This window comes from Variovorax paradoxus, from assembly GCA_016806145.1.
GTDB lineage: Bacteria > Pseudomonadota > Gammaproteobacteria > Burkholderiales > Burkholderiaceae_C > Variovorax.
The window spans coordinates 4,345,353-4,367,067 of sequence record CP063166.1; the positions used below are offsets into that span (position 1 = coordinate 4,345,353).

Genomic DNA, 21,715 nt, shown 5'->3' on the forward strand with positions numbered 1-21,715 from the left:
GTCCGGCCAGAGCGGCCGGCGGGATGTCAGTGCGAGACGACGATGCCGCTGATCAGCAGCCCCGCGAACAGCGCGGCGACGGCGCGCCACGAGGCCGGCCGGGCCTCGACCCAGCGGTACAGGAGCGCGGCCGCGGCGATCGACAGGCCGAAGGTCGCGAGCATGCAGAGCCCGTCGATCCAGGGCGCGTGCGGCCCGAGCCGCACCACGGCGGCATTCACCGCGAGCAGCACCGGGAAGTGGATCAGGAACAGCGAATAGGACATGCGCCCCAGCCGCTGCAGCGCGACCGCCGCCAGCGGCCAGCGCGGCGGCGACAGCCACTGCCGGCGCTGCGCCACCGCGATCAGCAGCGCCGTGACCAACGCGGTCGCGATGCGGCTACGCCATTCGAGCGCCAGCGCGCCCGTGCCCACCAGCAGCAGCAAGGCGACCGCGCTCTGCCAGGTGCTCGCGCGCGTGGCGCGGCCGATCCAGAACACCAGCATGCCGAGGCCGTAGGCACCGAAGAAATAGAAGGCGGTGTCGTCGAGCTCGGACTCGCGGTTGAACAACGCCAGCGATGCGACGGCCACGCCGAGCACCAGCGCGACCGCGAGCCAGCGCCGGTGCCTGGCCTCGCCGGGCCGCGCCGCCTGGTCGGCCGGGGGCGCGAGCAGCGCCGGCAGGCCGATCAAGGTGAGCGCCAGCGCGAACAGCTGGAAGTCGATCGCCACGTACCAGACGCCGGTGGACAGCGCCTCGTAGCCCAGCAGGTCCTGCAGCAGCAGCCCGTGCGCGAGTAACTGGCCGATGCTCGGCGAGGCCGGCACGAGGTCGGCGTCGAGCCAGGGCCGCACCGCGGCCGCCACCAGCACGCAGACGGTGAGCGCGGCGAGGTAGGGCATCACCAGCCGGCCGTAGCGCTGGAAGATGCGCACGAACGGGCGGTCGATGCGCAGCAGCCCGTCGGGCGCGAGGCTGGCCGCGGCGAGGAAGCCGGCGATCACGAGGAAGATCTGCACCGCGAGCCGGCCGTCGTTGGCCAGCCAGCCGAGGAAGTCGGGCGCAAGCGGGAATGCGCCCGCGGGCATCGGCCCGTAGCGCGAGAGGTGATGCCCGACGATCACCGCGCACGCGAGCCCCTTGGCCGCGTCGAGCAGCGGCATGCGCTCCCGCCGCGCGGCGGGAGCAGCTGCGGCTGTCGCCGCGGGTGCCGGCAGGTCGTGCACGCTAGGAACGTGTTCTCAAAGCGCGAGCCGCTGGCGAGCCTCCTGGTATTCGCGCTTGAGCTTCTCGATGAAGACGCCGGCGCTCGACACCTCGCTGATCGCGCCGATGCCCTGGCCCGAGCCCCAGATGTCCTTCCAGGCCTTGGCCTTGCTGCCCTCGCCGCCCGAGAAGCTCATGGTCTTCACGTCGCCCTCGGGCAGGTTCGCCGGGTCCATGCCGGCGTTGACGATGCTGGGCGCGAGGTAGTTGCCGTGCACGCCGGTGAACAGGCTCGAGTAGACGATGTCGTCCGAAGTGCCCTCGACGATGGCCTGCTTGTAGGCGTCGCTCGCGCGCGCTTCCTCGGTGGCGATGAAGGCGGTGCCGATGTAGGCGAAGTCGGCGCCCATGGCCTGCGCCGCGAGCACCGCGCCGCCGGTGGCGATCGAGCCCGACAGCGCGACGGGTCCATCGAACCACTGGCGGATTTCCTGGATCAGCGCGAACGGGCTCTTGATGCCCGCGTGGCCGCCGGCACCGGCCGCCACCGCGACGATGCCGTCGGCGCCCTTCTCGATCGCCTTCTGCGCGAACTTGTTGTTGATCACGTCATGCAAGGTCACGCCGCCGTAGCTGTGGACCGCGTCGTTGACGTCGGTGCGCGCGCCCAGCGAGGTGATGACGATCGGCACCTTGTACTTCACGACCATCTCCATGTCGTGCTCGAGGCGGTCGTTGCTCTTGTGCACGATCTGGTTGATGGCGAAGGGCGCGGCGGGTTTGTCCGGGTTGGCCTTGTTGTGGGCCGCGAGCTCCTCGGTGATCTCGATCAGCCACTCCTCGAGCTGCGCCGCGGGCCGCGCGTTGAGCGCCGGCATCGAGCCGACCACGCCGGCCTTGCATTGCGCGATCACGAGCTTGGGGTTGCTGATGATGAACAGCGGCGAGCCGATGATCGGCAGCGGCAGGTTCGCGAGCACGGGGGGCAGTTTCGACATGGTCGTTGTCTCAGGGGTTGTTGAATTCGGGAGCGGACAGCCGGACGCGGAGGACGCGAAGATTCCGCGAAGTGCGCAAAAGCAAAACCAAATTTTGATTTCTCTTTCGCGTCCTTTGCGTAACCTTTGCGACCTTCGCGTACGGAAGTCCGGATGTCAGAAGGCCTCGAGCGCCAGCGCGTTCACGCTCTCGGCACCGTCGACGATGCTGTCGCGCAGGCCCGGCGCCTTCGCGAGGATGTGCTCGGCATAGAACCGCGCCGTGGTGATCTTGGCCTGCATGAAGTCGACGTCGACGTTGTGCGAGGCCTGGTCCTGCGCCACGATCAGCGAACGCGCGAGCTGCCAGCCGGCCACCAGGTTGCCCGCGAGCATCAGGTAGGGCACGCTGCCCGCGAACACCGCGTTGGGCGAGGCCTTGGTCTGGCCCGCGACGAAATCCACCACCTCGACGAAGGCCTCGCGCGCGGCCTTCAGGCGCTTGAGCACGGCCTTGGCGGCGGCGCTGTCGCTCTTCGCGAGCTCGGCCTCGGTCTTCTCGATCTGCGCGGCGATCGCCTTGGCGGTCTGGCCGCCGTCGCGCGCGGTCTTGCGGCCCACGAGGTCGTTGGCCTGGATCGCGGTCGTACCTTCGTAGATCGTGAGGATCTTCGCGTCGCGGTAGTACTGCGCCGCGCCGGTCTCCTCGATGAAGCCCATGCCGCCATGCACCTGCACGCCCAGCGAGGTCACCTCGAGGCTCATCTCGGTGCTGTAGCCCTTGACCAGCGGCACCATGAATTCGTAGAAGGCCTGGTTCTGCTTGCGCGCGTCGGCATCGGGATGGTGGTGCGCGGCGTCGTAGGCCGCGGCGGCCACGCTGGCCATGGCGCGGCAGCCTTCGGTGTAGGCACGCATGGTCATCAGCATGCGCTTCACGTCGGGATGATGGATGATCGCCGCGCTCGCATTGATCGAGCCGTCGACCGGGCGGCTCTGCACGCGCTCCCTGGCGTAGGCCACCGCATGCTGGTAGGCGCGCTCGGCGATCGCGATGCCCTGCATGCCCACCGCGTAGCGGGCCGAGTTCATCATGATGAACATGTACTCGAGGCCGCGGTTCTCTTGGCCCACCAGGTAGCCGACGGCGCCGCCATGGTCGCCGTACTGCAGCACCGCGGTCGGCGAGGCCTTGATGCCCATCTTGTGCTCGATGCTCACGCAGTGCACGTCGTTGCGCGCGCCCGGCGAACCGTCGGCGTTCAGCAGGAACTTCGGCACCACGAACAGGCTGATGCCCTTCACGCCCTCGGGCGCGCCGCTCACGCGCGCCAGCACGAGGTGCACGATGTTCTCGGCCATGTCGTGCTCGCCGTAGGTGATGAAGATCTTGGTGCCGAAGACCTTGTAGCTGCCGTCGGGCTGCGGCTCGGCGCGGCTGCGCACCAGCGCGAGGTCGCTGCCGGCCTGCGGCTCGGTGAGGTTCATCGTGCCGGTCCACTGGCCGCTCACGAGCTTCTCGAGGTAGGTGGCCTTGAGCTCGTCGGAGCCCGCGGTCAGCAGCGCCTCGATGGCGCCGTCGCTGAGCAGCGGGCACAGCGCGAAGCTCATGTTGGCCGAATTGAGCATCTCGCCGCAGGCGGCGCCGATGGTCTTGGGCAGGCCCTGGCCGCCGAAGTCGGCCGGATGCTGCAGGCCCTGCCAGCCGCCCGACACGTACTGCGCGAAGGCGTCCTTGAAGCCGGCCGTGGTCGTGACCTCGCCGTCCTTGAACGACGAGGGATTGCGGTCGCCCGCCACGTTGAGCGGCGCGATCACGTCCTGGTTGAAGCGCGCGCATTCCTCGAGCACGGCCTGCGCGGTCTCGAGGCCGGCGTCCTCGAAGCCGGGCAGCCTGGCGATCTCGCCGATGTTGGCCAGGTGCTCGATGTCGAACAGCATGTCCTTGAGGGGGGCGGTGTAGCTCATCTCATGTCTCCCGATACTGCGGATGTGAAAAGGGCATCGCGAACGATGCCCTCTGGCTCAATGCAATGGCGCGATCAGAGCGCCTTGACCAGTTCCGGCACGGCCGTGAACAGGTCGGCCACGAGGCCGTAGTCGGCCACCGAGAAGATCGGCGCTTCCTCGTCCTTGTTGATCGCGACGATGACCTTGGAGTCCTTCATGCCGGCCAGATGCTGGATCGCGCCCGAGATGCCCGCGGCGATGTACAGCTGCGGCGCCACGATCTTGCCGGTCTGGCCCACTTGCCAGTCGTTGGGCGCGTAGCCCGCGTCGACGGCGGCGCGGCTGGCGCCGAGGCCCGCGTTGAGCTTGTCGGCCAGCGGCGCCATCACCTCGGTGAACTTCTCGGCGCTGCCCAATGCACGGCCGCCCGAGACGATGATCTTCGCGGCCGTCAGTTCGGGGCGTTCGCTCTTCGTGACTTCACGGCCGACGAAGCTGCTCTTGCCGCTGTCGGCAACGCCTTCGGCGGTCTCGACCGTTGCGCTGCCACCGGTGGCGGCGGCTGCATCGAAGCCGGTCGTGCGAACGGTGATGACCTTGGTGGCATCGCTGCTCTGCACGGTGGCAATGGCGTTGCCGGCGTAGATCGGACGCTCGAAGGTATCGGGGCTGTCGACCTTGGTGATGTCGCTGATCTGCGCGACGTCGAGCTTGGCGGCCACGCGCGGCGCGACGTTCTTGCCGTTGGCGGTCGAGGGGAACAGGATGTGGCTGTAGTTGGAAGCGATCGCGAGGACTTGCGCCGCGACGTTCTCGGCCAGGTTCTCGGCGAGGCTAGCGCTGTCGGCGGCGATGACCTTGGTGACGCCGGCGATCTGGGCTGCGGCCTTGGCGGCTTCGGCCGCGTTGGCACCGGCCACGAGCACGTGGACGTCGCCACCGCAGGCGAGCGCGGCGGTCACGGTGTTGAGGGTGGCCGGCTTGATGCTGGCGTGGTCGTGTTCGGCAATGACGAGTGCGGTCATGTTCGTTGTCTTCCTCAGATCACTTTGGCTTCGTTCTTCAGCTTGTCCACCAGGGTCGCCACATCGGGCACCTTGATGCCGGCGCCGCGCTTCGGCGGTTCCGAGACCTTGAGGGTCTTCAGCCGCGGCTTGACGTCCACGCCGAGGTCCTCGGGCTTGAAGGTGTCGAGCTGCTTCTTCTTGGCCTTCATGATGTTGGGCAAGGTGACATAGCGCGGCTCGTTGAGGCGCAGGTCGGTCGTGATGACGGCCGGCAGCGTGAGCGAGACGGTCTCGAGGCCGCCGTCGACTTCACGGGTCACGTTGGCCTTGTCACCGGCGACTTCGACCTTGCTCGCGAAGGTGGCTTGCGGCAGGTCAGCCAAGGCAGCCAGCATCTGGCCGGTCTGGTTGGCATCGTCGTCGATGGCCTGCTTGCCGAGGATGATCAGCTGCGGCTGTTCCTTGTCGACCAGCGCCTTGAGCAGCTTGGCCACGGCCAGAGGCTGCAGCTCTTCCGAGGTCTCGACCAGGATGCCGCGGTCGGCGCCGATGGCCATCGCGGTGCGCAGGGTTTCCTGCGACTTGGCGTCACCGCACGAGACGGCGATGACCTCGGTCACCACGCCCTTCTCCTTCAGGCGCACGGCCTCTTCGACGGCGATCTCGTCGAAGGGGTTCATGCTCATCTTGACGTTGGCGATGTCCACGCCCGTGCCGTCGCTCTTGACGCGCACCTTCACGTTGTAGTCGACGACCCGTTTGACAGGCACAAGAACCTTCATTGACTTGACTCCATTGGGATTGCAAAAAGGGGGCTTCGAGAGCAACCGGTCATTCTAGGACGCGACCTTTGCCGTCTCTGATCTCATTTCGATTCACGCCGCGGGGCGAAAAAAGAACGGTCGTGCTTTTCCTCGATTATAAGGCAGCGTCCGCAGGTGGCGAAATCCCGGGCGGCAGCGATTCGACGCGCAGAACGCGCTGCGGATAGGGAATGTCGATCTTCGCGGCGCGCAGGCCTTCGAGGATCGCGACGTTGATCGCCGAGCGCAGGTTGTCCTTGCCCTTGTCGGGATCGGCGACCCAGAAGTTCAGCGTGAACTCCAGCCCGTCGGGCGCGAAGTTCATCAGGAAGGCCACCGGCGCCGGGTCGGTCATCACGCGCGACTGGGCCTTGGCGGCGTCGCAGAGGATGGCCTGCACCTGCGCCACGTCGCTCTCGTAGCCGACCACGATGCTGGTCGTAATGTTGAATTTGCGGTCCGCGATCGAGAGGTTCTCCACGCGCGAGGTGATCAACGATTCGTTCGGCACGATCGCCTCGCGGCCGTTGCCGGCGCGGATCAGCGTGTAGCGGGTCTTGATGTCGGTGATGCGGCCCTCGAAGGTGTCGACCTTGACGTTGTCGCCGATGCGGATCGAGCGTTCGAGCAGGATCACGAAGCCGCTGACGTAATTGGCCGCCAGCTTCTGCAGGCCGAAACCCAGGCCGACGCCGAGCGCGCCGCCGAGCACCGACAGCGCCGTGAGGTCCACGCCCACCGCCGACAGCGCGAACAGCAGGCCCACGAGCAGCAGCAGCGCGCGCACCGCGTTCGAGGCCACCTTGCGCATCGACAGGTCGGTGACGGCCTCGCGCAGGATGCGCTTCTCGATCGTCGAGGCGATCCACAGCGCGATCACCAGCACCAGGCCGGCCGACAGCGCGCCCTGGATGATGGTCTGCAGGCTCACCCGGGTCTTGCCGAAGGCCAGCGTGATGTCGTCGAGCTCGGCCAGCACCGGCGGCAGCAGGCCGATGATCCAGAGCACGGCCGCGACCCAGGCCAGCCACGAGATGGTGCGCTCGAGCAGCCGCACGAGGTTGGAGGCCGGGAACACGGCGCGCAGCACGCGCGCGAACAGCCGGATGACGGCCAGCGACAGGAACACCGAGACGCCGATGCGCAGCACCAGGATGGTCTGGTACTCGGACACCAGCCGCCGCGCGAGTTCGGCGAACACCAGCGCCAGAAGCGGGAACAGCACGCCGTCGAAGGTGCGCTCGCCGAACCAGATCGAGTCCTTGGGCTGGTCGCGCCCGAACCAGCGGCAGATGCCCCAGGCCAGGGCGATGCAGGCGGCGAGCGCGGCCAGCTCGATGGCGATGCCGCGCGCGTCGACCTGCGCGAGTCGTTGGGTGAAGTCGTTGAAGTTCATGTCAGCGGGTTCGGCAGGAACACGGGATCGGGCAGCCGAACGCAGAAGTCGCGAAGGTTCCGCAGAAATCGCAGAAGGAAATCAAGAATTTTCTTGGCTCCTTCTGCGACCTCTGCGCCGTTTTGTCTTTCTTCTGCGTTCGGCCGCCCGATCCCGATTTTTTCAGAGCTCGGCCAGCACGCGGATGTGCGCTTCCACGCTGCGCGCGAGCGCGTCGAGGTTGTAGCCGCCCTCGAGCATCGACACGATGCGTCCGCGCGAATGGCGGCGCGCCACGTCGCGGATGCGGTCGGTGATCCAGGCGAAGTCGTTCTCGTTGAGACCGAGCTGCCCGAGATCGTCGTCCCGGTGCGCATCGAAACCCGCGCTCACGAACACCATCTGCGGCCGGAACGCCTCGAGCCGGGGCATCCAGATCGCCTCGATCATCTCGCGCACGTCCATGCCCTTGGTGTAGGCCGGGATCGGCAGGTTGAGCATGTTCGAGGCCGGATGCTCGGTGCCGCTGTAGGGATAGAACGGATGCTGGAAGAAGCCGACCATCAGCACGCGCGGATCGTCCGACAGGATGTTCTCGGTGCCGTTGCCGTGGTGCACGTCGAAGTCGACCACGGCCACGCGGTCGAAGCCGTGCACCTCGAGCGCATGGCGCGCCGCGATCGCGACGTTGTTGAGGAAGCAGAAGCCCATCGCCTGCTCGCGGCAGGCATGGTGGCCGGGCGGACGCACGGCGCAGAAGGCGTTCTCGACCTCGCCGGCGATCACCGCGTCGGTGGCCGCGATGGCCGCCCCGGCGGCGCGCCGTGCCGCCAGCAGCGTGAAGCGGTTGAGCGCGGTGTCGGGGTCGATGTGCGCATGGTCGGGGCCGCCGACCGGCTCGTCGGCCACCAGCCGCTGGTGCAGCGCCTCGAGGTATTCGACGTGTTCGGTGCTGTGCGCCCGGGTGATCTGCGGCAGCGTGGCCAGCGGGACGTCGCGCCGCTCGAGCGCGTCGCCGACGCCGGTGGCCAGCAGCCGGTCCTCGATGGCATCCAGGCGCTCGGGGCATTCGGGATGACCCCGGCCCATGTCGTGCTTCCAGCAGTCGCGATGAGTGAAGTAACCGGTCTTGCCCATGTCTCGGTGTCGCGTCTAGACCTCACGCGGCGCGGGGCTGCCGGGTCTTACGGTATCGTTTGCATATGGATACAAATATGGACGTTGCCGCGAAGCTTGCCACTTTGCTGAGCCAGCTTAACACGGTGATCGTGGGCAAGGAGGCCCAGGTGCGCGACTGCGTGGCCTGTCTGCTGGCCGGCGGCCACCTGCTGATCGAGGACGTGCCCGGGGTCGGCAAGACCACCCTGGCCCATGCGCTCTCGCACACCTTCGGGCTGCAGTTCTCGCGCGTGCAGTTCACGGCCGACCTGATGCCGGGCGACCTCTCGGGCGTGGCGATCTACGACCGCGGCCAACAGGCCTTCGTGTTCCATCCGGGCCCGATCTTCTCGCAGGTGCTTTTGGCCGACGAGATCAACCGCGCCAGCCCCAAGACCCAGAGCGCGCTGCTCGAGGCGATGGAGGAGAAACAGGTCACGATCGAGGGCGAGACCCGCCCCCTGCCCACCCCCTTCTTCGTGATCGCCACGCAGAACCCGCAGGACCAGCTCGGCACCTTCGCGCTGCCCGAGTCGCAGCTCGACCGCTTCCTGATGCGCATCTCGCTCGGCTACCCCGACCGCGCCGCCGAGCGCCAGCTGCTGTCCGGCATCGACCGCCGCGAGATGCTGGCCACCCTGCCCGCGCTGCTCACGCCCGGCGAGCTGACCGCGCTGCAGCAGCGCGTGCAGCAGGTGCACGCGGCCGAGCCCTTGCTGAACTACGTGCAGGACCTGATCGCCGCCACCCGCTCGGGCCGCTGGTTCCTGCAGGGCCTGTCGCCGCGCGCCGGCATCGCCGTGCTGCGCGCCGCCAAGGCCCAGGCGCTGCTCGCCAATCGCCACTATGTTGCGCCCGACGACGTGCAGGCCGTGCTGCCGCAGACGGTGGCGCACCGCCTCACGCCGGTCGGCGATGCCGGCCGCGGCGCGGTCGAGCAGGTGCGGGCAATGATCGCGGCGGTGCCGCTGCCGTGAACGCCGTCGGCGCCATCCGCTCGCGCATCGACGGCTGGTTCCTCTCGCGCCGGCCGCCGTCGGACACGCTCGAGCTCACGCAGCGCAACGTCTACATCGTGCCCACGCGCGCCGGCTGGACCCTGGCGCTCACGCTGCTGGTGCTGCTGGTGGCGTCGATCAACTACCAGCTCAACCTCGGCTACCTGCTGACCTTCCTGCTCGCGGGCAGCGTGGCGGTGGGCATGCACGTATGCCACGGCACCTTGCGCGGGCTGGCGATGCACCTGATGCCGCCCGATGCGCATTACGCGGGGAGCGCGGCGGTGTTCCGGGTGGTGCTGCACAACGCGCGGCGCGGGGTGCGTTACGGGATCGGGATGGCGGTGCGCGGCAGCGGGCAGTGGGCCTGGACCGATGTGCCGGCGCAGGGCAGCTCGACGGTGGAGATCGCTTTTCTGCCGGAGCGAAGGGGGTTGCATCCGGTGCCTGCGTTGACGGCGGAGACGCGGTTTCCGCTGGGCACGTTTCGGGTGTGGACGGTGTGGCGGCCGGCTTCTCGGATGCTGGTGTATCCGGCGCCTGAGCTGCATCCGCCGCCCTTGCCTGCCGGTGAGCCGCTGTCTGGGGCTGCGGCTGTTTCTTCTGTGGTGCGGTCGCTGGGGGCCGGGGAGTACGACGGGGTGCGGGCTTATCGGCGTGGGGATCCGTTGAAGCTGGTGGTCTGGAAGAAGGCGGCGCAGGCGTTGGCTGCGGGGTCCGAGGAGTTCGTGAGTCGGGATGCTCAGCAGACGCAACGCGAGGAACTCTGGCTGGATGCGCAGGCTACTGGGTTGGCTGATGTCGAAGGGCGGGTTTCTCGGTTGTGTGCCTGGGTGTTGATGGCGGATCGGTTGGGGGTGGACTATGGGGTTCGTGTTGGCGGGCGGGTGTTGAAGCCTTCGCAAGGGGAGGCGCATCGGAGGGCTTGTCTGGAGATGCTGGCTCTATGTTGACTTCCTGGGTTTGGGTTGGTCTTGGCTTTGCTCCTCGTGCGGAGGGCGTTGGCCGGGTCTCGCCCCGGCGGGCGACTCACTTTTCTTGTCTCGCCAAGAAAAGTAAGCAAAAGAAGGCGACCCCGCTGTCTGTGTCCCTCCGCTTCGCTGCGGGCAACCTGCGGTGCTCGGGGAAAGCGGGGGTCCGCAGAACTCGCTGCACTTCGTTCCGCTCAGACAGCTGCGGCCCTGATCCCGCTTTCCCCTGCGCTCCTCGGCACAGCCAGAGGGGGGTGATTCGGGCCTTTGCTTCGCTCGGCCACACGACATCCACTCGGGCCATCGCTTCGCTCGGCCTTGGGTATTGCTCCCTCTCCCTCTGGGAGAGGGCTGGGGTGAGGGCTCTGGACGATGGATACCGTCAGACCCTTGGTAAGGCCCGGTGCCCTCACCCTAACCCTCTCCCAGAGGGAGAGGGAACAAGAGGCCGAGCGAAGCGATGGCCCGTTGGGTATCCAAGGCCGAGCGCAGCGACGGCCCGACCCACCCCCTCTGGCTGCGCCGAGGAGCGCAGCGTTTCGCGGATCAGGGCTCGCAGCTGTTTGAGCGCAGCGCAGCGAAGCGAGTTCTGCGAGACCCCGCGAAACGCGAGCACCGCAGGTTGCCCGCAGCTTCGCTGCGGGACGCAGACAGTGGGTCGCCTTTTCTTTGGTTGGCGGTTTCAAAGACCAAGTGCAACACTTCAAATTCAGAGGAGTTGCATGGCGAATAACTATCAGCAGTTGAGTGCGGAAGAGCGTGGAGTGGTGATGGCCATGAAAGTGCAGGGCTACAGCGCTCGATCCATTGCCGCAGTGCTGGGCAGGTCGCCGAGCACCATCACTCGAGAGCTGCGCCGCAATGGTTACCAAAACGAGTCCGAGCAGTGTGTGATGGGCCGGCCGCGAGTCGCTGGAGGCTACGACGCGAGCCGAGCTGGCCAGCGAGCGCGGCGGGTGCGTCGTGCGGCCTGGCCAGTACGCAAGCTGCACCGCGATGGTGTCTTGTGGTCCGAAGTCAGGACCCTGCTGGAGCTCAAGCTTTCGCCCGAGCAGATCGCTGCCAAACTCAGGCAACGCCATCCCGGACAGCCAGAATTGCAAGCCTCTCACGAGACCATCTACACCGCCATCTATGCAATGCCCAAAGGCGACCTGCGTCGCGAACTGGTGGTATTGCTGCGCCAGGGACGAGGGGCCCGCAAACCGAGAACCCGGGGCGAGGACAGGCGCGGATCGTTGCAGGACATTGTGAGCATCCACGTGCGCCCGCCCGCCCGAAGCCAACGACCGCCTTCTGCCGGGGCATTGGGAAGGCGACCTCATCAAGGGCAAGGCAAATGCCTCGGCCGTGGGCACGCTGGTATGCCGCAGATCGTTGTTCGCCATGCTGGTCAAACTCGATGGCAGCACCGCACTGGACGCGCTCAATGGCTTCACGCTGGCCTTCTCGGCATTGCCCCCGGAAATACGCCAGACGCTGACCTACGACCAAGGCAAGGAAATGGCGCTGCACAAGAAGCTCGCCGAAAACACGGGCTTGAAGATCTACTTCTGCGACCCGCACAGTCCATGGCAGCGAGGCATCAACGAACACACCAGCGGTTTGCTGCGGCAATACCTGCCCAAGGGCACCGACTTGAGCGTGTACTCCCAGCGGGAGCTCGACGGCATGGCTTGGGAACTCAACATGAGGCCTCGCAAGACACTCGGCTGGCGCAGTCCTGCCGAGGTGTTCTTCGACAACGTTTATATGGACAAAGCAGGCCTTGTCCCGACCGTTGCACTTGGTCTTTGAAACCGCCCCTACTTTCTTTTGGCGAAGCAAAAGAAAGTGACTCGCCCGCCGGGGCGAGTCCCGGCCAACAGCCTTCATAAGAAACCAACCTCATGAAGAAGCCAACGATGGCGACATTGCCAAGAGACACAAGAGACACCCTCTTCCTCCTGGCAGTCATAGCCCTCATCATCCTCCCCCAGGTAGACAACCTCCCCTGGTGGTGCACCACCCTCACCACAGCGGTATTGATCTGGCGCGGCACCCTCGCCGTCCAATCCAGACCCCTCCCCTCCCGCTGGTGGCGCATCGCCCTGCTCGTGGTGACGGTCGCCGCCACCTTCGCCACCCACCGCACCCTGCTGGGCCGCGACGCCGGCGTCACGCTGATCGTGATCCTGCTCGCACTCAAGACGCTCGAGCTGCGCGCGCGTCGCGACGCCTTCGTCGTCTTCTTCCTGGGCTTCTTCGCGATGCTCACGAACTTCTTCTATTCGCAGTCGCTCGCCACCGCCGTCACGATGCTGCTCGCGCTGCTCGGCCTCCTGACCGCGCTGGTCAACGCCCACATGCCGGTGGGCCGGCCGCCGCTCGCGCAGGCCGCGCGCACCGCCGGCTGGATGGCGCTCGCGGGCGCGCCGATCATGTTCGCGCTGTTCCTGCTGTTCCCGCGGCTCGCGCCGCTGTGGGGCACGCCGACCGATGCGATGGCAGGCCGCAGCGGGCTGTCGAACACGATGCGCGTAGGCACCATCGCCGAGCTCGCGCTCGACGGGCGCGTGGCGGCACGCATCAAGTTCGACGGCAACCGCGCGCCGCCGCAGAGCCAGCTCTACTTCCGCGGCCCGGTGCTCGCGCAGTTCGATGGCCGCGAATGGACCGCGCTGCCGTCCTGGCGTCGCGGCGCGGGCGCCTCGGAGCTGCGCACCAGCGGCGAGCCGCTGGGCTACGAGGTCACGCTCGAGCCCAGCAACCGCCCGTGGCTGCTCACGCTCGACGCCGCGCCGCGCGCGCCCGTGCTGCCGGGCTACGAGGTCACGGGCAGTTCGGACCTGCAATGGTTCGTGAACCGGCCGCTGTCGGACCTGGTGCGCTACCGCGCCCAGAGCTACACGCGCTTCGAGAGCGGCCCCGCGACCAGCGCGAACTCGCTGCGCGCCTACCTCGCGCTGCCGCCCGCATCGAACCCGCGCACCGCGGCGCTCGCGCGCGAGATGCTCGCCGACCCGGCGCTGGCCGGTGCCGCCACGCCCGCGCTGGTGCAGGCGGTGCTGCAGCGGCTGCGCACCGGCGGCTACAGCTACACGCTCGAGCCCGGCATCTACGGCAACGACACCGCCGACGAGTTCTGGTTCGATCGCAAGGAAGGCTTCTGCGAGCACATCGCCTCGGCCTTCGTGGTGCTGATGCGCGGCATGAACGTGCCCGCGCGCATCGTCACCGGCTACCAGGGCGGCGAACTCAACGGCATCGACGGCTACTGGGTGCTGCGCCAGAGCGATGCCCATGCCTGGGCCGAGGTCTGGGAGGCCGGCAAGGGCTGGGTGCGCGTCGATCCCACGGGCGCGGTGGCGCCGGGACGCGTCGGCCAGTCGATGCGCCTCGTGCAACCGCCGGGCCTGTTCGCGGGCGCGGTGATCGCGATGAGCCCGACCTTCGCGCAGAACCTGCGCGCGGCCTGGGAGGCCGTCAACAACGGCTGGAACCAGTGGGTGCTCAACTACACGCAGAGCCGCCAGCTCGACCTGCTGAAGAACATCGGCTTCACGGCGCCGAGCCTCGAGGACCTGGCCTACGTGCTGCTCTACCTGCTGGTGGGCGCGAGCCTGGCCGGCGCGCTCTGGACGCTGTGGGAACGCAGCCAGCACGATCCCTGGCTGCGCCTGCTCGGCCGTGCGCGCGCGCGGCTCGTGAAGGCCGGCCTCGCGGTGCCCGACACCGCGCCGCCGCGCCAGATGGCGGCGCTGGCCGAGGCCTTCTTCGGCACCGATCAAAGCGCGCCGCTGCGCGACTGGCTGCTGAAGCTCGAGGCCCAGCGCTATGCACCGGCCGGCCCCGAGACGCCGGCCGCGCTGCGCGCCGAGTTCCGCCGCCTGCCATGGCCCGCGCGCAAGGCCGGGCCCGCACGACTGCAGCCCGGCTGAACGCAACCACATGTGTCGCTCGCCGGCCCTCTCGCGGCCGGGCGGCACAATCGGCCGATGCGATCTTCCCTTTCCTCGCGGCACCAACCGGTCCGCGCCGCCGCCCTTGCCCTCTTCGCTGCCTGCGCCGCCTGTGCCGCCGGGCTCGCCACGCAGGCCGCGGCCCAGCCCCGCCCCGCGGTCAAGGCCGTGGCCGGCAGCACGCCCTACGCCACGCGCGACGACGCGATGCGCTTCGCCGACGAGGTCGCGGCGCGCCGGGGCCTGGACCGCCAATGGGTGCGCGCCACCATCGGCAGCGCGCGCTTCCTGCCCAACGTGCCGCGGCTGATGCTGCCGGGACCGGTGGGCACGGTGAAGAACTGGCAGGTCTACCGCGGCCGCTTCATCGACGCCACGCGCATCGCCGCGGGCGTGCGCTTCTGGCGCGCCAACGCCGACCTGCTCGCGCGCGCCGAGGCCACCTACGGCGTGCCGCCCGAGATCGTCGTCGGCATCGTGGGCGTGGAGACCATCTACGGCCGCAACATGGGCAACTTCCGCGTCATCGACGCGCTCGCCACGCTGGCCTTCGACTTCCCGCAGGGCCATCCGCGCGCGGCCGAGCGGCAGGCCTTCTTCCGCGGCGAGCTCGAGAGCTTCCTGAGCACCGAGAGCCGCACCGCCGACGACCCGATGGTGCCGCTGGGCAGCTACGCGGGTGCGATGGGCATGCCGCAGTTCATGCCGAGCAGCATCGCCAAGTACGCGGTCGACTTCGACGGCGACGGCCGCATCGACCTGGTCAACAACACGGCCGACGTGATCGGCTCGGTGGCCAGCTACTTCAAGGCCTTCGGCTGGCAGCCGGGCATGCCCGCGATCTACCCGGTGCGCTTCGACGAGTCGCGGCTGCGCAAGGACATCCTGCTGGCGCCCGACATCCTGCCGAGCTTCAGCGCCGACAGCTTCGTGGCCGCGGGCGCGGTGCCCGAGGGCGAGGGCATCCGGCACAAGGGCCTGCTCGCGCTGATCGAGCTGCAGAACGGCGTCAACGCCGCGCCGACCTACATGGCGGGCACGCGCAACTTCTACGTGATCACGCGCTACAACTGGAGCAGTTACTACGCGATGTCGGTGCTCGATCTCGGCAACGAGGTCAAGGCGGCGATGGGCTATGCGCCGGCGCCGCAGCCGGTGCTGGCGCCAGCCCCCGTGCCGCAGTACCAGCCGCCGCTGCGCTCGCAGCCGAGGCTCGATGCGCAGCCGATGCCCTTGCCCCTGCAATCGACGCCGACCGAGCCGACCCCGTCGCAACCGCTGCCGCCCGCTTCGTCGCCGCGGCAACCGATGCCGCTGCCGCAGTGAGGGCCACGCGATGACGCCCCTGTCGCGCACGGCCCTGCGGGCCAACTGGCACGCCGCCTGGCGCGCGCTCGGCATCGCGCAACCCGCCACGCCCGAACGCGATGCGCTGTGCGACGAACTGCAGCGCCGCTACGCCGAGCCGCAGCGCCACTACCACACGATGCAGCACCTCGGCGAGTGCCTGGCCTGGTTCGAGCGCGAGCAGGCCGCCGCGCAACGCCCCGGCGAAGTGGCGCTCGCGCTGTGGTTCCACGACGCGGTCTACGACGTCCATGCGCACGACAACGAGGCACGCAGTGCCGCCTGGGCGCTCGAGGCGCTGCGCCGCTTCGAGGCCGGCGAGGACGCGGCACAGCGCGTGCACGAGCTCGTGATGGCCACGCGCCACGATGCCGTGCCCGAGGGCCGCGATGCCGAGCTGCTGATCGACATCGACCTCTCGATCCTCGGCGCCGAACGCGCGCGCTTCGACGAGTACGAGACGCAGGTCGGACGGGAATACGCCTTCGTGCCGCTCGAGATCCGCCTGCCGCGCCGGCGCGAGATCCTGCAGCGCTTCCTCGACCGCGAGGCGATCTACGCCACGCCGCGCATGCATGCCCTGCTCGAGGCCCGCGCGCGCGAGAACCTGCGCCGTTCGATCGCGGGCTGAACGCGCCGCCGGTCTCTCAGGCCGGCAACAGCCGCCACCATTCCGAGCGCATCGGCAAGGCGCCGCCGGCCTCCTCGACCTGGCCCAGCAGCAGGCCACCGGCCCCCGCGCCGTGCACCACCAGCCGCAGCAGTTGCGCCGCATCGCGGTTCAGCACGAAGCTGCCGTCGCCGCGCCAGCCCAGGCAGCGGCCGACCTCGGCCAGTGCCAGCGCGGGCTGGCTCTGCATGAAGGTGAAGGGCATGGTGAGCCCCGCATCGAGCTGCTCGAGCCCGGCGCAGGTCGCGGCCCAGGGCCCGCGCCGGCTGCCGACGCGCAGGCGCGCGCCGGCCGGCAGCGTGGCCTCGCCAGCCGCGTCGATGCAGCGCAGCGCGCCATGCATCGCGAGCTCGGTCCAGCTGCCGACACGGCGCGGCCGGTAGCCGAGCCGCTGCACGAGCTGCGCGTGCCAGTCGTCCGGCACCGGATCGGCACCGACGTGCGCGACGACGCGCCAGCCCTCGATCACCGCGCGCCCTCCCCCGCATCCTCGAGCACCAGCGCCGCATGGCCGCCGCCGAAGCCCAGCACGTTGAACAGCACATGCCGCAGCCCGCGCGGTGCCGAGGCACTCAGCGCCAGGCCGAGCGCTTCGTCGGGCGCATGCGTCGCCACCGGCCAGACGCCGTGCGCGATGCAGCCGGTCAGCAAGGCCAGCTCCGCCGCCCCCGAAGCGCCGAGCGTGTGGCCGATCGCGGTCTTGAACGACACCAGCGGCGGCAGCGGATCGAACAGCGCGCGCAGCGCCTGCGCCTCCACCGCATCGTTGCCGGGGCTGCCCGCGGCCTGCACCTTGACCAGGCCGATGTCGCGCGGCCGCAGCCCGGCCTGCGCGAGCGCGGCCTCGCACGCGGCGCGCACCGCGCCCGCCTCGTTGCCCGCGGGATTGCTGCCGTCGACGATGTTCGCGCCGCCCGCGACGCGCCAGCGCGCGGGCCGCGTGCGCAGCTGCAGCGCCGCGAAGGCCTCGCCGAGCACCAGCCCGTCGCGGCCAACGCCGAAGGGCCGCGCGCCATCGGGCGACAGCAGCTGCATCGCGCCGAAGCCGGCCACGGTGAAGCGGTTGTCGGGCTCGGCGCCGATCACCAGCGCCTCCTCGGCCCCGCCGCCGCGCAGCAAGTCCGAGGCCGCGAGGATCGCGTTGAGCGCCGAGGTGCAGGCCGTCGACACGGTGAAGACCGGGCCGCGCCAGGCGAGCGCGCCGGCCACGATCTCGGCGAAGTCGAGCAGGTCGCCGCCGAGCCGGCGGTCTTCCTTCTCGTGCTCCATGTGGCCGATGTCGAGCGAGGACGAGGCGACGAACAGCGGCGCGTCGCGCGACACCGCGCCGCCCGCGCGATCGGCCTGCGCCACCACCGCGCGCACGCGCCGGCGCACGCGTTCGTCCCAGCCGCCATCCGTCGGCGACAGCCTGTAGACGGGCCACTGCGCCTGCGCCGACACGGCCACCGGCACGGGCCGCACGCCGCCCGCGCGCAGGCTGGCGAGCGCCGCGTCCAGGTCGTCGCCCAGCGCGCAGGCCAGCCCCACGCCGCCGAGGTACACATCGCTCATCGCGGGTTCATGCCTTCCGCTCGCGCAGCAGGTGCTCGGCCAGGTGCGCGATCGAGCTCAGCGCGCGGCGCGTCTCCTTGCTGTCGGGCATGCGCACGCCGAAGGCCTGCTGGATCGCCATCGACACCTGCAGCGCATCGAGCGAGTCGAGGTCCAGCCGGGCCTCGGGGCCGAACAGGGCCTCGTCGTCCGACAGGCCGCCGGGCGGCGGCTCCTTCTCGACGGCCTCGAGCACCAGCGTCTTGAGCCGGGCGATGAATTCGGGAGTGACGGGGTTCATGGCGTGCGCCTGCGAAAGAGAAAGACCGCGAGCACGAACATGGCGGCCGCGAACACCACGAGCCGCCCGACCTGCGGCAGCGTGTCGGCCACGCTGCCGCCGCGCAGCAACACGGTCAGCAGGGCCTCGAGGCCCCAGTTCATCGGCGAGAGCTCGACCAGCCGCTGCATGAAGCCCGGCATCACGAACTTGGGCACCATGATCCCGCCCGCGGCCGCCATCAGCACGTTGACCATCGGCCCGATGGTGGCGGCCTGCGCATGGCTGCGCACCGCGCAGGCCAGTGCCAGCGAGAGGCTCACGGCCGCGAGGCTCACCGCGACCAGCGCGACCAGCAGCGCGCCCCAGTCGATGCCCGCGAGCGAGAGCGCATCGCCGCCGATCAGCGGCATCAGCCAGATGCCCGCGGCCAGCATCAGCGCGGCCTGCACCGCGTTCACCGCGAGATAGGGCAAGGCCTTCGAGGCCAGCAGCATGGCGCGCGACACGCCCAGGCTCTGCAGCCGGCCCAGCGCGCCCGAGCTGCGCTCCTGCACCAGCAGGCTCGAGAGCGAGGCCACGACGAAGAACATGCCGAACACCAGCCAGGCCGGCACGTTCTGCTGCACCGAGGTCGGCCGCGGCCCGCTGCTCGCGAAACGCTCGGCCTGCACCAGCGCCTGGATCGACGCGCCCTGCGCCGGCCCCGCGGTGCCCGGCACCTGCAGCGCGAGCCGCGCCTTGAGTTCGCCCGAGGCACCGACCAGCTCGGCGCGCAGCGCGTTGTGCAGGTTGCTGTCGATGCCGGGCTCGGTCAGCAGCTGGATGTAGGGGCGCGTCGACAGCGCCACCGATTCGAGCTCGTCCGACAGCCCCAGCTGCAGCACGATCACGTACTTGAGCTCGCCGCGGCGCAACCGTGCCTGCCAGTCGGCGCCGAGAGGCTCGGGCGCGCCATGCGCCTTGCGCCACTGCTGCAGCAGCCACTGCGCGGGCGTGCCGTTGTCGCGCACGTCGACCGCGTAGTTCAGCGCGGCCAGCGGCGGGCGGTAGATGTCCTTGAGCGTCAGCGACATCAGCACGATGAAGATCATCGGCATCAGGAACAGCGCGGCCAGGCCGTGCATGTCGCGCCGCAGCGCGAGCAGTTCCTTCTTGATGAGGGCTCGGAGCATCGCTCGTCAGTCCCGCAGCGAGCGGTGGGTGAGCGCCATGAACAGCTGCTCGAGGTCGTGGCGGCCGAACTCGGCATGGCGCACCTCGATGCCCGCGGCCTCGAGCGCCGCCAGCACCGGGGCCGGGCCGGTGCCCGGATGCAGGTGGATGCGCCAGTGCACGCCGCCCTGCTCCACCGTGCCGAAGCGCGAGAGCATCCGCGCATCGAGCCCGTCGGCGGCCAGCGTGAGCAGCATCGCGTTCTTCGACAGCAGCGCCTCGAGCGAGCCCTCGCGCAGCACCCGGCCATGGTCGAGGATCGCCACGCGGTCGGCGATGGCCTCGACTTCCTCCATGTAGTGCGAGGCATAGATCACCGCCGCGCCCGCGCGCGCCAGGCCCTTGATGGCGTCGAGCACGAAGGCGCGCGATTGCGGATCGACGCCGACGGTGGGCTCGTCGAACAGCATCAGCTCGGGCTCGGGCAGCAGTGCGATCGCGAGGTTGAGCCGGCGCTTGAGGCCGCCCGAGAGCCGCTCGGCGCGCGTGCCCGCGAAGGCCTCGAGCTGCGCGAACGCGAGGCAGGCCGCGATGCGCTCGCGCCGGCGCGCGCCCGCGAGCCGGCCCGCGGCGGCGAAGCAGGCCAGGTTCTCGGCCACGGTGAGCATCGGATAGAAGGCATGGTCCTGCGGCGCCACCGCGATGCGCGTGGGCGCCTGCGCGCGCACCTGCGCGAGCGGCACGCCATCGATGCGGATCTGGCCCGACTGCACCGCGAGCGCGCCCGACAGGTGCGAGATCAGCGTGGTCTTGCCCGCGCCGTTGGGCCCGAGCAGGCCGAGCACGCAGCCGCGCGGCACGGCCAGCGACACCGCGTCGAGCGCGGGTGCTTCGGCGTGCGGGTAGCGGTGGCTCAGCCCCTGCAGTTCGAGCATCAGGACACGGCGGCCTTGAGGTCGCGGAAGAAGCTCTCCTCGCGCCGCGCCTGCTCGCGCAGCAGCGCCGCGAGCTTCGCCGGATCGACCGCCTCACGCCCCTTGACCATGCGCGCCGCCTTGAGCGCGAAGGCGCGCCAGTCGTCGCCGATGGCCGTGAGGCGGTCGGACATCTGCAGCAGCTGCGGCTTGCCCAGTAGCGCCGCGGCCTCCTGCAGGAAGGCCGCGTAGATGAAGCGGAAGCCGGCGCCGCCGGTGCCGATCTCCTCCTGCATGCGCACCAGGTGGCCGACGAAGGCCACGGTGCGCGGATCGGCGGGCGCGAGCTTCGCGATGCGGCCGGCCAGGGTGCGCATGCCGCGCACGCCGACGATGGGCACCGGGGCGAGCATGTTGCGCACGGTCTTCAGGATCGCCTTGCGCACCGCGCCCGCGTCGACCGCCTTGCGCTCGATCGCCTGCGGGTAGTACATGAGCCCCTTGGGCGCGAGCACGCCCTTGGCGAAGCGCGCGCGCGCCAGGTCGGCGCTGGCGCAGCGCACCGGCTCCTCGAACACCGGGTCGCTGATCAGGTACTCGTCGCCCTCCTTGCCGTAGACCAGCAGGTTGTGCGCATTGAAATGGAAGCGCATGTTGGGCGGGAAGTACGGCAGCCAGTAGACCGAGGTCTGCAGGCCCACGAGGTGGCCGTCGGCGAGCAGCGCGTCGAGCCGGCGCTGGCCGTCCTCGGGGCTTCGGAAGGTCTCGAAGCAAAAGCGCGCGGCCATCGGCGCGAGCAGGCCCTTGATCATCGCGCGCGGCGGCATGCGGTAGGAGATCAGCGGCAGGCCCGAGAGCTTGATGAACGGCAGGTAGGCGAAGGACAGGCCCGAGGACAGGCCCAGCGCCATGCTCTCGGTCATCGCGGGCACGCCGTGGTGGCGCATCAGGCTCGAGATCACGCCGCTCTCGCAGTGGGCGGCCTGGCTGTGGCGGAAGCCGGCTTCGGCGACCGGTGCGGCGATGGCATTCATGGCAGTTCCTTGAGCGCGGCGACGGACAGGCCCAGCGCCTGCGCATAGCGCGCGAGCCGGTCCCCGGAGAGCGCCGCGAAGTGCCGCGGCTGCAGGTGGCGCCGCACGCGCCATTGCCAGAAGCCGCTGGTCTGCGACAGCAGCGCGACGTCCATGCGGCGGTCGTACATCCAGTATTCGAGCGGCGAGGCCAGGCCCTGCGCCACGCGCTCGCGCGCGGCCGCGGCCTGCGCCACCAGCGCGTCGACCGCGTGCGTGGTGACGATCTCCTCGGCCTCCCAGCCGCGCGAGGTGGTCGTGACCACGCGGCCCTGCGCATCGCGCGCGTACATCAGCTTCGCGTGACCCGCGAGCGTGGCATTGCCTTCCTGGGGAACTGCGTCGAGGTCCATGTCAGCGTCTCTCCTTCAC

18 protein-coding genes and 2 pseudogenes are annotated in these 21,715 nt (G+C 69.5%); 6 read left to right on the forward strand and 14 right to left on the reverse strand.

Going from position 1 to position 21,715, the window contains the following annotated elements:
* Positions 1-26: 26 nt before the first annotated feature.
* The 7 genes from INQ48_20170 to INQ48_20200 all read right to left on the reverse strand — a co-directional run bounded on the left by INQ48_20170 (position 27) and on the right by INQ48_20200 (position 8,440).
* A complete protein-coding gene (locus INQ48_20170) occupies positions 27-1,148 on the reverse strand; it encodes an acyltransferase (protein ID QRF55694.1) in 1,122 nt (373 codons plus the stop codon).
* A 78-nt stretch (positions 1,149-1,226) separates the two neighbouring features.
* Positions 1,227-2,189, reverse strand: a complete 963-nt coding sequence (locus tag INQ48_20175) for a nitronate monooxygenase (protein ID QRF55695.1) — start codon at positions 2,187-2,189, stop codon at positions 1,227-1,229.
* A gap of 156 nt (positions 2,190-2,345) precedes the next feature.
* A complete protein-coding gene (locus tag INQ48_20180) occupies positions 2,346-4,136 on the reverse strand; it encodes an acyl-CoA dehydrogenase (protein ID QRF55696.1) in 1,791 nt (596 codons plus the stop codon).
* Between the two features lie 74 nt (positions 4,137-4,210).
* Complete coding sequence (locus INQ48_20185; GenBank protein QRF55697.1) at positions 4,211-5,143, reverse strand: electron transfer flavoprotein subunit alpha/FixB family protein; 933 nt, start codon at positions 5,141-5,143, stop codon at positions 4,211-4,213.
* A gap of 14 nt (positions 5,144-5,157) precedes the next feature.
* Entirely contained in the window at positions 5,158-5,907 is a 750-nt protein-coding gene (locus INQ48_20190) for an electron transfer flavoprotein subunit beta/FixA family protein (GenBank protein QRF55698.1), read from the reverse strand.
* 136 nt (positions 5,908-6,043) lie between these two features.
* The gene (locus INQ48_20195) at positions 6,044-7,324 is read right to left on the reverse strand and encodes a mechanosensitive ion channel (GenBank protein QRF55699.1); all 1,281 of its coding nucleotides are present in this window, start codon (positions 7,322-7,324) and stop codon (positions 6,044-6,046) included.
* A 162-nt stretch (positions 7,325-7,486) separates the two neighbouring features.
* Positions 7,487-8,440, reverse strand: coding sequence for a histone deacetylase family protein (locus tag INQ48_20200; protein ID QRF55700.1), 954 nt, complete (start codon positions 8,438-8,440; stop codon positions 7,487-7,489).
* Positions 8,441-8,517: 77 nt separating this feature from the next.
* Here INQ48_20200 and INQ48_20205 point away from each other — a divergent pair, with 77 nt between their 5' ends.
* The 6 genes and pseudogenes from INQ48_20205 to INQ48_20230 all read left to right on the forward strand — a co-directional run bounded on the left by INQ48_20205 (position 8,518) and on the right by INQ48_20230 (position 16,349).
* Positions 8,518-9,438: a MoxR family ATPase gene (locus INQ48_20205; GenBank protein ID QRF55701.1), complete on the forward strand. Its 921-nt coding sequence runs from the start codon at positions 8,518-8,520 to the stop codon at positions 9,436-9,438.
* On the forward strand, positions 9,435-10,412 hold the full coding sequence (locus tag INQ48_20210; protein QRF55702.1) for a DUF58 domain-containing protein: 978 nt from the start codon (positions 9,435-9,437) through the stop codon (positions 10,410-10,412). The genes INQ48_20205 and INQ48_20210 overlap by 4 nt, the downstream gene beginning before the upstream one ends.
* Positions 10,413-11,152: 740 nt before the next feature.
* A pseudogene (locus tag INQ48_20215) lies at positions 11,153-12,227 on the forward strand (IS30 family transposase).
* Between the two features lie 92 nt (positions 12,228-12,319).
* Positions 12,320-14,350, forward strand: a complete 2,031-nt coding sequence (locus tag INQ48_20220; GenBank protein QRF55703.1) for a DUF3488 domain-containing transglutaminase family protein — start codon at positions 12,320-12,322, stop codon at positions 14,348-14,350.
* Between the two features lie 57 nt (positions 14,351-14,407).
* Positions 14,408-15,502, forward strand: a pseudogene (gene mltB / locus INQ48_20225) (lytic murein transglycosylase B).
* 205 nt (positions 15,503-15,707) lie between these two features.
* Complete coding sequence (locus INQ48_20230; protein QRF55704.1) at positions 15,708-16,349, forward strand: N-methyl-D-aspartate receptor NMDAR2C subunit; 642 nt, start codon at positions 15,708-15,710, stop codon at positions 16,347-16,349.
* Positions 16,350-16,365: 16 nt separating this feature from the next.
* Here INQ48_20230 and INQ48_20235 read toward each other — a convergent pair whose 3' ends face one another.
* The 7 genes from INQ48_20235 to INQ48_20265 are packed head-to-tail and all read right to left on the reverse strand — an operon-like array spanning position 16,366 to position 21,696.
* Positions 16,366-16,854: a hypothetical protein gene (locus tag INQ48_20235; protein ID QRF60817.1), complete on the reverse strand. Its 489-nt coding sequence runs from the start codon at positions 16,852-16,854 to the stop codon at positions 16,366-16,368.
* Positions 16,854-17,942 carry a beta-ketoacyl synthase gene (locus INQ48_20240; protein ID QRF55705.1) on the reverse strand — a complete coding sequence of 363 codons (1,089 nt, stop codon included), beginning with the start codon at positions 17,940-17,942 and terminating at the stop codon, positions 16,854-16,856. The genes INQ48_20235 and INQ48_20240 overlap by 1 nt, the downstream gene beginning before the upstream one ends.
* Positions 17,943-17,949: 7 nt before the next feature.
* Complete coding sequence (locus INQ48_20245; protein ID QRF55706.1) at positions 17,950-18,222, reverse strand: acyl carrier protein; 273 nt, start codon at positions 18,220-18,222, stop codon at positions 17,950-17,952.
* Entirely contained in the window at positions 18,219-19,376 is a 1,158-nt protein-coding gene (locus INQ48_20250) for an ABC transporter permease (protein QRF55707.1), read from the reverse strand. Before INQ48_20250 ends, INQ48_20245 begins: the two co-directional genes overlap by 4 nt.
* 6 nt (positions 19,377-19,382) lie before the next feature.
* On the reverse strand, positions 19,383-20,291 hold the full coding sequence (locus INQ48_20255; GenBank protein ID QRF55708.1) for an ABC transporter ATP-binding protein: 909 nt from the start codon (positions 20,289-20,291) through the stop codon (positions 19,383-19,385).
* Positions 20,291-21,304, reverse strand: a complete 1,014-nt coding sequence (locus INQ48_20260) for a BtrH N-terminal domain-containing protein (protein ID QRF55709.1) — start codon at positions 21,302-21,304, stop codon at positions 20,291-20,293. The genes INQ48_20255 and INQ48_20260 overlap by 1 nt, the downstream gene beginning before the upstream one ends.
* On the reverse strand, positions 21,301-21,696 hold the full coding sequence (locus INQ48_20265) for a hypothetical protein (protein QRF55710.1): 396 nt from the start codon (positions 21,694-21,696) through the stop codon (positions 21,301-21,303). The genes INQ48_20260 and INQ48_20265 overlap by 4 nt, the downstream gene beginning before the upstream one ends.
* Positions 21,697-21,715 lie beyond the last annotated feature (19 nt).

Coding starts and splice junctions, on each gene's coding strand:
- INQ48_20200 (QRF55700.1), bottom strand. CDS start 8,440: ATGGGCAAGACCGGTTACTTCACTCATCGCGACTGCTGGAAGCACGAC.
- INQ48_20220 (QRF55703.1), top strand. CDS start 12,320: ATGAAGAAGCCAACGATGGCGACATTGCCAAGAGACACAAGAGACACC.
- INQ48_20255 (QRF55708.1), bottom strand. CDS start 20,291: ATGCTCGAACTGCAGGGGCTGAGCCACCGCTACCCGCACGCCGAAGCA.
- INQ48_20245 (QRF55706.1), bottom strand. CDS start 18,222: ATGAACCCCGTCACTCCCGAATTCATCGCCCGGCTCAAGACGCTGGTG.
- INQ48_20170 (QRF55694.1), bottom strand. CDS start 1,148: ATGCCGCTGCTCGACGCGGCCAAGGGGCTCGCGTGCGCGGTGATCGTC.
- INQ48_20240 (QRF55705.1), bottom strand. CDS start 17,942: ATGAGCGATGTGTACCTCGGCGGCGTGGGGCTGGCCTGCGCGCTGGGC.
- INQ48_20265 (QRF55710.1), bottom strand. CDS start 21,696: ATGGACCTCGACGCAGTTCCCCAGGAAGGCAATGCCACGCTCGCGGGT.
- INQ48_20190 (QRF55698.1), bottom strand. CDS start 5,907: ATGAAGGTTCTTGTGCCTGTCAAACGGGTCGTCGACTACAACGTGAAG.
- INQ48_20205 (QRF55701.1), top strand. CDS start 8,518: ATGGACGTTGCCGCGAAGCTTGCCACTTTGCTGAGCCAGCTTAACACG.
- INQ48_20185 (QRF55697.1), bottom strand. CDS start 5,143: ATGACCGCACTCGTCATTGCCGAACACGACCACGCCAGCATCAAGCCG.
- INQ48_20180 (QRF55696.1), bottom strand. CDS start 4,136: ATGAGCTACACCGCCCCCCTCAAGGACATGCTGTTCGACATCGAGCAC.
- INQ48_20195 (QRF55699.1), bottom strand. CDS start 7,324: ATGAACTTCAACGACTTCACCCAACGACTCGCGCAGGTCGACGCGCGC.
- INQ48_20250 (QRF55707.1), bottom strand. CDS start 19,376: ATGCTCCGAGCCCTCATCAAGAAGGAACTGCTCGCGCTGCGGCGCGAC.
- INQ48_20230 (QRF55704.1), top strand. CDS start 15,708: ATGACGCCCCTGTCGCGCACGGCCCTGCGGGCCAACTGGCACGCCGCC.
- INQ48_20175 (QRF55695.1), bottom strand. CDS start 2,189: ATGTCGAAACTGCCCCCCGTGCTCGCGAACCTGCCGCTGCCGATCATC.
- INQ48_20260 (QRF55709.1), bottom strand. CDS start 21,304: ATGAATGCCATCGCCGCACCGGTCGCCGAAGCCGGCTTCCGCCACAGC.